Annotated in this window: 9 protein-coding genes; all 9 read left to right on the forward strand. The window is 36.8% G+C overall.

Annotated features, from left to right (window positions below; all coding sequences use genetic code 11):
• The coding region (locus AAC024_RS14575) for a universal stress protein (protein WP_339896230.1) at nt 1-765 on the forward strand (765 nt) is incomplete at its 5' end.
• 3 nt (nt 766-768) lie between these two features.
• Nucleotides 769-1,611, forward strand: coding sequence for an ATP cone domain-containing protein (locus AAC024_RS14580; protein WP_339896231.1), 843 nt, complete (start codon nt 769-771; stop codon nt 1,609-1,611).
• Between the two features lie 225 nt (nt 1,612-1,836).
• A complete protein-coding gene (locus AAC024_RS14585; RefSeq protein ID WP_339757772.1) occupies nt 1,837-2,091 on the forward strand; it encodes a hypothetical protein in 255 nt (84 codons plus the stop codon).
• Nucleotides 2,092-2,105: 14 nt separating this feature from the next.
• A complete protein-coding gene (locus tag AAC024_RS14590; protein ID WP_339896232.1) occupies nt 2,106-3,479 on the forward strand; it encodes an MBL fold metallo-hydrolase in 1,374 nt (457 codons plus the stop codon).
• 19 nt (nt 3,480-3,498) lie between these two features.
• A complete protein-coding gene (locus AAC024_RS14595; protein WP_339896233.1) occupies nt 3,499-4,041 on the forward strand; it encodes an ATP-binding protein in 543 nt (180 codons plus the stop codon).
• Between the two features lie 130 nt (nt 4,042-4,171).
• The gene (locus AAC024_RS14600) at nt 4,172-6,538 is read left to right on the forward strand and encodes a hypothetical protein (protein ID WP_339896234.1); all 2,367 of its coding nucleotides are present in this window, start codon (nt 4,172-4,174) and stop codon (nt 6,536-6,538) included.
• The gene (locus AAC024_RS14605) at nt 6,535-7,614 is read left to right on the forward strand and encodes a site-2 protease family protein (protein ID WP_339896235.1); all 1,080 of its coding nucleotides are present in this window, start codon (nt 6,535-6,537) and stop codon (nt 7,612-7,614) included. The genes AAC024_RS14600 and AAC024_RS14605 overlap by 4 nt, the downstream gene beginning before the upstream one ends.
• 25 nt (nt 7,615-7,639) lie before the next feature.
• Nucleotides 7,640-9,277, forward strand: a complete 1,638-nt coding sequence (locus AAC024_RS14610; protein WP_339896236.1) for an NAD(P)-binding protein — start codon at nt 7,640-7,642, stop codon at nt 9,275-9,277.
• 10 nt (nt 9,278-9,287) lie between these two features.
• Nucleotides 9,288-12,259: pyruvate:ferredoxin (flavodoxin) oxidoreductase (gene nifJ / locus AAC024_RS14615; protein ID WP_339896237.1), on the forward strand; the 2,972-nt coding region annotated here is incomplete at its 3' end.

Consider the following 12,259-nt stretch of genomic DNA (forward strand, 5'->3'; position numbering starts at 1 on the left):
ATACTTGTATCTACCACGTTTTCAGAAAATTGCACGCATGCTGTGGATTTAGGAATAAAATTGGCGAAGCACAATAATGCAGAAATACATTTTTTTCATTTTATTAAAACACCAATAGATTGGTTAAAAATTTCTAAAGCTAAAGAAAGTAATTATCCTGAAACCCTAAAACAAATTGTAGATGCCAATAGTAAATTAAAGGATTATGAATTATTGGCAAAAAAAGAACACTTAAAATGCAGAACCTTTATTGAATTTGATGAAAGTCCAGAAAATATACTGGAACATTCCAACAATTTTCATCACGATTTTATTGTTACTGGAAGTAATGTAGAACTTATTGTTCGTAAAGCCAATGTACCAGTATTAATTGTTAAAGAGGACAAAATATTGTTCCCTTTTAAAAATATTGTGTTCATTTCAAATTTTAAAAATGATGTCAGTGATGCGCTCGATAAAGTGGTTTCATTTGCAACAAAATGTAATGCAAAAATTCATTTATTGCAAATAATTCCTGAAGCTCATTTTAAAAGCAGCACGCCTAGTTTAAATCCTGTTGAGCAACTCTTGCAAAAGTTCCCAAAATTTAAAAATTACACTTTAACGGTTTACAAAGAGGTATCAGTAGAACAAGGAATTAATACTTTTATAGAACAACAACCAGTGGATTTAATTGCAATGGTCACACACGGCAAAACAGGTTTTTTAAGTCAATTCCCTAATGGTGTTACCAATAACCTACCTATAATGACTATAAATATATAAACCATGAGCAACACAATAAACATATTAAAATATTCTGGAGATAGTGTTCCTTTTGATGTTGAAAAACTTATCAACTCATTACGTCGTGCTAAAGCAAATGAAGCGTTAATTCAGCAAATAGTAGAGCAAGTTGAAAGTCAATTATATGACGGAATTACCACCAAAAAAATATACCAAATGGCATTCAAAATGCTAAAAGGCAAATCGCGTGTAAGTGCGTCAAAATACAAACTAAAAAAAGCCTTGATGGAATTAGGACCTACAGGATTCCCTTTTGAAAAATTAGTTGGCAAAATAATGGCTCATGAAGGTTTTGAAACAAATGTTGGAGTAATAGTACAAGGCAATTGTGTACAACACGAAGTAGATGTGATAGCTAAAAAAGACAACAATCATTATATGATTGAATGTAAATACCACAGCGATCAAGGACGGTTTTGCAATGTAAAAATTCCTTTATACATCCATTCAAGATTTTTAGATGTAGAAAAACAATGGGAGCGTCAAAAAGGTCACGAGACAAAACTTCATAAGGGAGGTGTATATACTAATACACGATTTACCACCGATGCCATACAATATGGTAAATGTGTTGGGTTGTTATTAGCAAGTTGGGATTACCCAAGAGGAAACGGTTTAAAGGATAGAATTGATAAGTCTGGTTTACATCCACTAACAGCTTTAACAACCTTAACCAAAGCCGAAAAAACAAAGTTATTGGATAAAGGCATCGTGCTATGTAAAGAGCTTCACGAAAACCCTAGTTTATTGGAAATAATAGGCGTGCCAAAACCAAGACATAAAAACATTCTCGAAGATTCAGAAAAATTATGTAAAGCACATTAATATAAAAAATAGTTAAGTACATGACAAAAATTTATTTTGAGAAATAAACTACTCGCAATTATCTGGATAACAAAGACCTCACAGGTTTTCAAAACCTGTGAGGTCTACGTAACGTAAAAGTCATAACATACTGTATATGTGTAATTTATGGTTTTATTCTAAATTTTTGTCATGTACTAAAAAAAATAGTTAAATAAACATTCGTTAATTCTAAATACAATACAGATGAAAACAGAAGCAATGCAAAACCAGAATAGTATAGATTTAGAGCCATTTTACCAAGCCTTGGAAGATGACCCAAAACTACTTGAAGAAGCCTTTGAAATATTATTAGGCATGGTAAACTTTGAACCTAAATCCATAAAGAAATTAGCGGTTCTTATCAAAGAAGATTCTCGCAATTTATATAATGAAATAGCGGAATTGAACAAATCAAGCCAAGATAAAGGGAACACGTCTTCCTGTTGCAGTGGACACTAAATAAAAATAAACAGATGAAAAATAATAAAATAAACATTCACTTTTTAGGTGCAGCAGGAACAGTAACCGGCTCAAAATATTTAGTGGATACAGGAGATAAAAAAATACTGATAGATTGCGGATTGTTTCAAGGACTAAAAGAACTACGTCTTAAAAACTGGGAATATCCGCCCGTAAAAGTTTCAGAAATTGATATCGTACTGCTTACGCATGGTCACATGGACCACACAGGATACCTACCAAGATTGGTAAAACAAGGGTTTAATGGACCAATCTATGGCACCAATCCCACCTTGGATATCGCAAAAATCATTTTGAACGATAGTGCAAAAATTCAGGAACAAGAAGCAGAACGGGCTAACAAAGAAGGCTATTCTAAACATAGTCCAGCAGAACCACTTTATGATTTAAAAGATGTTGAACATACTATTCCACATTTTAAAAGTATTCCGCAATCACAATGGATTCAGTTGTTTGACGGTATAAAAGCTCGTTTTCAATATAACGGTCATATTTTAGGTGCTACATTCATCGAGTTAGATGTACACGGAAAACGCTTTGTCTTTTCAGGAGATATCGGGAGAACCAATGATTTACTATTGTATCCACCCTTGAAACCAAAAAAAGCCGATGTGTTATTCATAGAATCCACGTATGGTGGAAGGTTTCATCCTGACGAAGTAGAATCCATTCCACAGATTGAAAAATTGGTTAATGACACCATAAATAGAGGTGGTAGTCTATTTATTCCAAGTTTTTCGGTAGAACGCGCTCAATTAATGATGCTCATTTTTTGGAGGCTATTAAAGGAAAATAAAATTCCGAAAGTCCCGATGATCATGGATAGCCCAATGGGAGCTAATGTACTGGATCTGTTCCACAGTACAAGGGATTGGCATAAACTAGAGAAACATGAATGCGACGAGATGTGTTCTTATTTTACGGTTGTGAGCAGCTATCGAGAAACTATGGAATTACGAACTGATAATAAACCAAAAATCGTGATTGCAGGAAGCGGAATGCTCACAGGTGGACGCATGCTCAACTACCTAGAAACACAAGCACAAAACCCGAACAATACGTTGCTTTTTGTTGGTTATCAAGCCGAAGGAACTCGCGGTAGAAAATTATTGGAAGGCGAGAAAGAATTAAAAGTGTATGGAAAATGGGTGCCACTTCATATGGAAGTTGCAGAAATTGAAGGACTCTCGGCACACGCAGATCACAAAGAACTTATAGATTGGATGCGCAAAATTAAAAATAAGCCAGAGCGCATTTTCATTGTTCACGGTGAAAAAGAAAGTGCAGAAGCATTACAAAAGGGTATTAAGGAAACCTATAGTTGGGATGCAGAAATTCCGAAGCTTTATAGTATCGAAAATGTATAATTTTTTAAACTTATAAAAAATGAACACCAAAAAACTAAACACCAACTGGTATGTAATAACTGGTGGTCCAAGCACCGGAAAAACCACAGTAATAAACATGCTGGAAAAAAGAGGTTATAAAACAACCATTGAACATGCAAGACATTATATAGACACTATGCGCATTGGAGGTCAAACCGTTGAAGATATGAGAAACAATAAAAGAAAATTTCAGTTAGGTGTTTTGGATATGCAAATAGAGCAAGAAGCCGCCATCCAGCCCAAAGATTTGGTTTTTTTGGATAGGGCCATACCAGACGCAATGGCATACTATCAATTTCTAATGCTGGACTATGATGAAAAATTACTAAACGCAGTTAAAAACACTTCGTATAAGAAAATTTTCATATTAGACCGATTGCCTTTTACAAAAGACTATGCAAGAACCGAAGATGAAGACGATCAAAAAAAAATACATCAATTAATAATAGATGTTTATACGTCTTTAGGGTTTCCAATTGTTACAGTTCCGGTTTTGCCACCAATAGAACGTGTAGAATTTATTTTAAATAACATATCATAGAAATGAGATTGATTTGAGTGCTAAAATAGCAAAAGAAGTGAAAAAATTAATGCAGCTTATATGAATGTAAACTATTCTATGTTAAACTAGATATAGTGTGATCAATTAAAGTAATGTAAAAATTAAAACAGTGTTACAAAAAAAACAAATTATCTCAAACGTATTAATTATTTTCTTGCTAACCTTTGCGACTATCATTTTCGAGATAAGCTTATCTCGCTTGTTCTCATACCTTCTTAGTTTTCATTTTGTAATTATTATCATAGCTTTTTCTATATTAGGGCTGGGTATTGGGCAAATTACCTACGCCAGGTTTAATAAAAAAATAGACAATTCATCACTTTTCTGGATTGCCGTACCCGCAATCTCAATTTTTTTGAGTTTTTCTCTATTGCTTGTCCTTTCAAAAAGCGGTATTTCATCATTAACTAGTTTTGGGCTACCTGTTTTTATAGTTTTATCTATTATTCCGTTTATTGCAATCGGAATTGTTTATGCCTATATATTTGAAGCAAATAAGCCTTATATTTCTACCTTGTACGGGTTTGACCTTATAGGAGCTGCTGCAGGGGCATTGACTTCGGTTTTTCTACTCAACACATTTAACCTGGTATATGTGGTGGGAATAGTGATATCGCTTCTCCTGCTTGTTTTGGTAATCTATACAATAGCCAATAAAAGGCGTTTCGTAAAGGTAAATACTGTTTTGTTATTAGTTGTTGTTTTATTAATGTGGTTTGGAAAAGACACCTTAAACTTTGATATTCCTACGGGGAAAGACCCTTCTAAAGATATGTCCCGCCTCATGAACAATCCTTCACTACAAAGTAAAATAATAGAAAGCCGTTGGAGTGCTTTCGGTAAAACCGATTTGGTTAAGTTTATGTATCCTGACAATTCAGAGTCAAAAGTAATGTTCATTGATGGGGCTGCAGGAACCGATGTAGTGGATATTGATGAACTGGCAAAAGATAGTATTAAATTAAGAAAGTCACTGAGTGGATTTCCTGCGGTATTTGCCATAAATTTTGTAAAGGAAAACGAAAAAGATTCAATTCTTATAATTGGCCCAGGCGGAGGAATAGATATTGCAGCAGCATACTTTTCAGGTTATAAAAATATAGATGCGGTAGAAGTAAACCCTTCTTTTGTAAACCTGATGAAAAAATATAATCCCGGAACCTTCTTTGATAAAAAGAACATAAAAGTACACGTAAATGAAGGTAGAAACTTTGTAATTAATAACCAGGGGAAATATGACGCCATTATGTTAACGATTCCCGTTACCAAGAGTTCACGTGGTGCCGATTTCTATGGGCTTACCGAAAACTATCTGTTTACAATGGAAGCATTGGCCGACTACCTCGATGGTCTTTCTGAAAATGGAACGCTTTATTTTACGATGCACGCGAGGCAAGAAGTTTATAAAATGCTGGCCAACTATTTAGAAATCCAAAAAAAGATGGGAGTTGACCAAATCGAGGCGCTCAAAAAGATCTATATCTACTCTAATGGAATGAATCCTGTATTGGTTATTAACAAGAAACCTTTTGAAGAAAAAATGATTGAGGAGGTGCACCTCACAGCACATTATTTAGAGTTGGATCAAGACGTGTTCTACTTTCCATATATAAAACAAGAGGGGTTAGATACCATAGTACAAAATGTAAATTATAAATGGTATATGTTGGACAATATCTTGTATGATATTTCTTCTGGTACATATCCGCAAAGTAAACTCTGGGAGACAGCACCAATGAACTTAAAACCAGTAACGGATGATTCTCCCTATTTTTTCAACTATAATAATGGCATACCTGATGCCATGATCATTCCATTATGGCTAGGAATATTTATCGTTGGGTGGTTTTTGGTGAACTGGATGGCAAAGTGGAAAACTATTTCATTTTCCGAAAATACCACTGTAGCACTACGTGAAAAATTTAGTGCTTTGGCCTTAATATCTTTTTTATTGGGATTTTCGTATATCCTTATTCAAGGGTATCTGTTTCAGGTACTCAACTTAAAACTTTCCAATCCCTCACAGTCTTTTTCATTATTACTTTTTACTTTTTTACTTGGTAATGGCATAGGCAGTTTAATGACGAGTAGATTCAAAAGAAATTTTTCCAAAAAAATAATAGGATATACGGCATTAATTATTGTGGCATGTGTTCTTACCGTTTATCTACTGCTGCCTATATGGTATGATCAATTATCAGAATTTTGGATCGCTGTATTTCTACTGTTTCCATCGTTTTTTATAGGAATTCCTTTTCCTTTATTACTAAAAATAGCCGCCTCTTTTAAGGATAAGAAAATTATTTCGTACTTATTGGGGATATCCAGTATTGCCGGAGTAGCTGCTTCAATTTTTACCATTGTTATTTCTATATTATATGGCTATCGCTTCGTGTTCTTATTTGGCTTAATCGGTTATGGTCTATTGATCTTAATTACATACAGATATAAAAAAATTAAAATTCTACAACAATGAAAAAGTGGTCATTATATATTGGAAGTTATTTTGGCATCAAAGTTTTGATCCATTGGACATTTTGGATCATCATTGGATGGATTTTTATGTTGCATTTAAATAAGGGACATGGATGGGAGGCAGGTATAACTGGTGTCTTGTTTATTCTGGCATTGTTTGCCTGCGTGGTATTACATGAATTTGGCCATGCATTAACCGCTAAAAAATACGGCATCCCTACACGTAATATTACGCTTTACCCTATTGGTGGCGTGGCTAGCCTCAATAAAATGCCCGATAAGCCCATCCAGGCACTGGCGGTAGCTTTAGCGGGTCCTGCAGTTAATATAGTTATTGCTGGGGTACTCTATGTATTTCTATCTTCAACTAATCAACTGTTGCCGATTTCAGAAATGAATAACATGAGTGGAGATAATTTCTGGTTCAACCTTATGGTCGCCAATGCAATTTTAGCAATTTTCAATCTAATTCCGGCATTTCCAATGGATGGCGGAAGAGTTCTTCGTGCATTATTAGCATTTAATATGGATAAACTTAAAGCTACAACTATTGCTGCTAGAGTGGGTCAATTTCTAGCAATCGTATTTGTGTTTTTAGGGTTTTTTACAAATTTTTGGCTCGTCTTTATTGGTTTGTTTATATATTTGGGTGCAGGAGCTGAAGCCATACAAGAAAGTTTCAAATCTAAACTTATTGGCTATGTTGTTAAAGATATTCTGATAAAAAAGTTTACGTTGTTGTCACCAACAGAAACTGTGGAAAATGCTTTAAAACAGCTTCAAACTTCTCCAGAAGAAGGTTTTTTGATTGCTGAGAATAAACAAGTTCTCGGAATTCTGACTAGAAAAGAACTAATTACTGAATTATCTGTAAATAAGGATGCTACTTCCGTATTCGAGGTTATGCAAAAAGAGTTTATAAAACTTAACCCTGAAATGCCATTGTATGAAGCTTATCAACAGCTTATAATCAGTAAAACTACTATTGCTCCAGTATTTGAACATCAACAACTTATAGGAGTTATCTATGCAAAGTCCATAAATGAGTTGATTGTCATAAATAATAAAAGACATTGAAATTTTAATTCTAAAAAAGATACAGATGAAGCATCAAAATAAAGATAAAACCTCCCCACCCGACCTTACAAGCCATAGTATAGGAACTGGCCCAATAAGAACGCAACGCCCTGTATATGTAGATTTACTTCCTCCATGTAACCATGCATGCCCAGCGGGCGAAAATATACAGGCATGGCTTGCACTGGCACAGGATAAAAAATTTGAGGAAGCTTGGCAGGTTATCATGCAAGATAACCCGATGCCTGCAATAATGGGGCGCGTTTGTTACCATCCTTGTGAAGATGGCTGTAACCGCACCGCCATAGACAGTCCGGTAAGTATTCATGCCATAGAACGTTTTCTTGGAGATGAAGCCATCCATAAAAATTGGAAGGTAAAGTTTGAAAAAAAACCAGAAGGTAAACGAGTGCTCATCATAGGAGCTGGCCCAAGCGGATTATCTGCGGCATATCATCTTACCAGAATGGGCCATAGCGTTGAGATACATGAAGCTGGGCCTATTGCAGGTGGCATGATGCATTTTGGAATTCCTGCCTACAGGCTTCCACGACATATATTGGACCATGAAATTCAACGCATTACAGCAATGGGAGTCAAAATAGTTCTGAACCATAAAGTTGAAGATGTCTTGTCTGAAAAAAAGACTGGGGGTTTTGATGCTGTATTTATAGCTGTTGGTGCTCATCTTTCAAAAAAAATTGATATTCCAAGTAATGATGCTGTGAAAATTTTTGATGCCATTAGCTTTTTAAAACAGGTAGAACAAGGTGAAAAACCAAAAATAGGTAGAAGAGTTGCTATTTATGGAGGTGGAAATACAGCAATGGATGTGGCACGTACTGCGAAACGAATGGGAGCATCCGAAGCCATGGTCATATACAGGCGCGATAAAGAACACATGTCGGCACATGAATTTGAAGCAGAAGAAGCTTTGGAAGAAGGGGTGAAAATCAATTGGCTCCGTACAATCAAAACAATGGATAAAAATGCATTTAAGGTTGAGATAATGAAACTAGTGGATGGAAAACCAATACCCACAGGACAATTTGAAAAGCTTGAAGCAGATACGCTCATATTGGCAGTTGGGCAAGATACAGATACAACATTTTTAAAGTCTATAAAAGGCATCGAATTTAAACAAGATGGAACCGTCATCGTTAATTCTGAAATGATGACCGGTTACGAAGGAATTTTTGCCGGAGGCGATATGATACCCAGTGAACGAAGTGTAACCGTGGCTATCGGCCATGGTAAAAAGGCTGCGCGAAATATCGATGCTTTTTTGAGGAGAACACCATACCTTAGAGCTCCTAAACATCCTATAGTAGGGCCAGAAAAATTACACCTTTGGTATAAAACAAATGCTCCGCAAAAGGAACAGACTTCCCTTGCCGCCCAAAAGCGGATGGAAGGCTTTGATGAAATAAAGGCCGGTTTAAGCGAAGAAGAAGTGCTTTTTGAATCACAACGCTGCCTCTCCTGTGGTAATTGCTTTGAATGCGATGGTTGCTATGCTGCCTGTCCTGAAGAAGCCATAATAAAACTCGGTCCAGGCAAAAGATATGAGTATAACTTTGATCGCTGTACAGGTTGTGCGATATGTTATGAACAATGCCCTTGCCATGCTATAGAAATGATTCCCGAACCTAAGAAAATATAAAACAACAATCATGGAAGATAAAACAAAAATAGCGACCATAGATGGTAATGAAGCAGTTGCCTTTGTGGCATACCGAATTAATGAAGTATGTGGAATCTACCCAATTACACCAGCATCTCCCATGGCCGAACACGCAGATGAGTGGTCGGTTAAAGGCGTGGAAAACATTTGGGGTAATATACCGGATGTTATAGAAATGCAAAGCGAAGGTGGAGCGGCAGGCGTTGTTCATGGCGCGCTTCAAACCGGAGCTTTGGCTACAACTTTTACAGCTTCGCAAGGGTTGATGCTCATGTTGCCCAATATGTACAAAATTGCAGGAGAACTTACTTCAACCGTTTTTCATGTGGCGGCACGTTCACTGGCGGCACAGGCGTTGTCCATTTTTGGCGACCATAGTGATGTCATGGCGGCGAGGACAACCGGTTTTGCCATAATCGCTTCATCTTCAGTTCAGGAAGCTCATGATATGGCGCTCATAAGCCAAACAGTGACCTTAAGATCGAGAGTGCCCATTATGCATTTTTTCGATGGTTTTCGCACGTCCCATGAAGTGAATAAAATCAGACTTCTGTCTGATGAACAAATTAGGGAGATGATAGATGATAAACTTATTTATGCCCATCGGAAACGAAGCTTAAACCCTGATAATCCCTTTATTCGTGGAACTGCCCAAAATCCTGATATTTACTTTCAGGCCAGAGAAACTGTAAATCCATACTATTTAGATCTTCCAAAAATCGTTCAAAACGCTATGGACGATTTTGGAAAACTCACAGGTCGCAATTATAACCTATTTGAATATGTTGGAGATCCACATGCTGAAAGGATCATTGTAATTATGGCTTCCGGATCAGAAGTAACCGGTGAAACCGTGAGACAAATGGTTTTAAATGGCGAAAAAGTAGGAATGATTAAGGTGAAACTATACCGTCCTTTTTCTTTACTACATTTCATAAAAGCACTGCCCTTATCGGTAAAAAAAATAGCCGTACTGGATCGCACAAAAGAACCTGGTGCCATAGGAGAACCCCTCTACCAAGACGTGGTTACCACATTGGCAGAAGCTTACCGCTTGAAAAAGATTACTCATTTTCCAAATATTATAGGAGGGCGTTATGGGTTATCCTCTAAGGAGTTTACCCCTGGCATGGTTAAAGGTGTTTTTGAAGAATTAAAAAAAGCATCGCCTAAGAATGGTTTTACCATCGGTATCATTGATGATGTTACCCATAGTAGTTTAAAATATGACCCTACTTATGATATTATTCCCGAGGGAACCATTAGTGCTGTTTTTTTTGGGTTAGGTTCAGATGGTACTGTTGGCGCCAATAAGAACAGCATTAAAATAATTGGGGAAGGAACAAGTTTATTTGCACAGGGTTATTTTGTATATGACTCCAAAAAGTCAGGTGCCCAAACAGTTTCTCATTTACGCTTTGGTAAAAATCCAATTAGTGCACCCTACCTTATTATGGAAGCTGATTTTATTGCGTGTCATAAATTCAACTTTATCGAAAAAGTGCAAATGCTCCGTTTAGCGAAAAATGGCGCTACCTTTTTATTGAATAGTCCTTATGGGATTGATGAAGTGTGGAATCACCTTCCGTTTCCAATACAAGGGATAATTATAGAAAAGAAACTCAAATTATATATCATAGACGCTTCGGGTGTGGCTCAAGCTGCTGGCTTAGGGGAAAGAATCAACACTATTATGCAAACTTGTTTTTTTGCGCTTTCCGAAGTATTACCTAAAAATGAAGCTATCGATAGAATAAAATTGTCTATTGAAAAAAGTTATCTCAAAAAAGGGAAGGCAGTTGTAGAGATGAATTTCCGAGTAGTTGATGCCGCCTTGAAGAATTTATTTAAAGTTAAGATTCCTTCAAAAGTGACAAGTAAAATTCCTCTTCCTCCTACCGTATCTATTGAAGCACCTGAATTTGTTCAGCAAGTTACAGCCATGATGATGCGTGGCGATGGGGATGAACTGCCAGTAAGTAAATTGCCTATTGACGGCACTTACCCGAGCGCAACTACCCGTTGGGAAAAGCGCAATATATCGGACATGGTGGCGCAATGGGATAAAGATTTATGTATTCAATGTGGTAATTGTAGTTTTGTATGTCCACATAGTGTTATTCGATCTAAATTCTATAACGAGGCCTATCTGGAACCGGCTCCTGCAGAATTTCCCTCTGCTCCTATCAATGCCCGCGGATTTCCTGAAACACGTTATACCTTACAAGTGTACTTGGAAGATTGTACCGGCTGCAACCTCTGTGTGGAAGTATGCCCGGTTACCGACCCTGATGATGAAAACACCAAGGCCATTAACCTGAGGGATAGGGTACCTATCCTAGAAAAGGAAAAGGAAAACATCCGTTTCTATGAAAGCCTTCCTATGAACGATCGTACAAACGTTGATTTTTCTTCAGTACGAGGCACACAATTTCTTGAACCATTATTCGAGTTTTCCAGTGCCTGTGCTGGTTGTGGCGAAACACCCTATATAAAAGTACTTACTCAATTGTTTGGTGATCGACTGATTGTTGCCAATGCTACCGGCTGTTCTTCTATTTATGGAGGCAATCAGCCAACAACTCCTTGGACCGTTAATGAAGAAGGTAGGGGTCCAGCCTGGTCAAATTCACTTTTTGAGGACAATGCAGAATTTGGATTGGGGATGCGCATAACTGCTGATAACCACCTGTCAATGGCTAGAAAGCTGGTGCATTATTCACGCCATGAAATTGGGGAGAAATTGGCGAAAAAACTACTTAATACTGAACAACTATATGAATCTGAAATAAAGGAACAGCGAGAGGCAATATCTAAATTGAAGAAAAAATTAGCCCAAATAGATCAAAATGAAGCTGAAAAGCTACTGTCGGTGGCAGATCATTTGGTCAGAAGAAGTGTGTGGTTGGTTGGTGGAGACGGATGGGCCTACGACATAGGTTCTGGAGGGCTGGATCATGT

This window comes from uncultured Algibacter sp. (assembly GCF_963976535.1).
Taxonomy (GTDB): Bacteria; Bacteroidota; Bacteroidia; order Flavobacteriales; family Flavobacteriaceae; genus Algibacter_B.

What these genes read in the sequence shown, in the direction of transcription:
- AAC024_RS14580 (WP_339896231.1), top strand. Translation starts at nt 769, where the DNA reads ATGAGCAACACAATAAACATATTAAAATATTCTGGAGATAGTGTTCCT.
- AAC024_RS14585 (WP_339757772.1), top strand. Translation starts at nt 1,837, where the DNA reads ATGAAAACAGAAGCAATGCAAAACCAGAATAGTATAGATTTAGAGCCA.
- AAC024_RS14590 (WP_339896232.1), top strand. Translation starts at nt 2,106, where the DNA reads ATGAAAAATAATAAAATAAACATTCACTTTTTAGGTGCAGCAGGAACA.
- AAC024_RS14595 (WP_339896233.1), top strand. Translation starts at nt 3,499, where the DNA reads ATGAACACCAAAAAACTAAACACCAACTGGTATGTAATAACTGGTGGT.
- AAC024_RS14605 (WP_339896235.1), top strand. Translation starts at nt 6,535, where the DNA reads ATGAAAAAGTGGTCATTATATATTGGAAGTTATTTTGGCATCAAAGTT.
- AAC024_RS14610 (WP_339896236.1), top strand. Translation starts at nt 7,640, where the DNA reads ATGAAGCATCAAAATAAAGATAAAACCTCCCCACCCGACCTTACAAGC.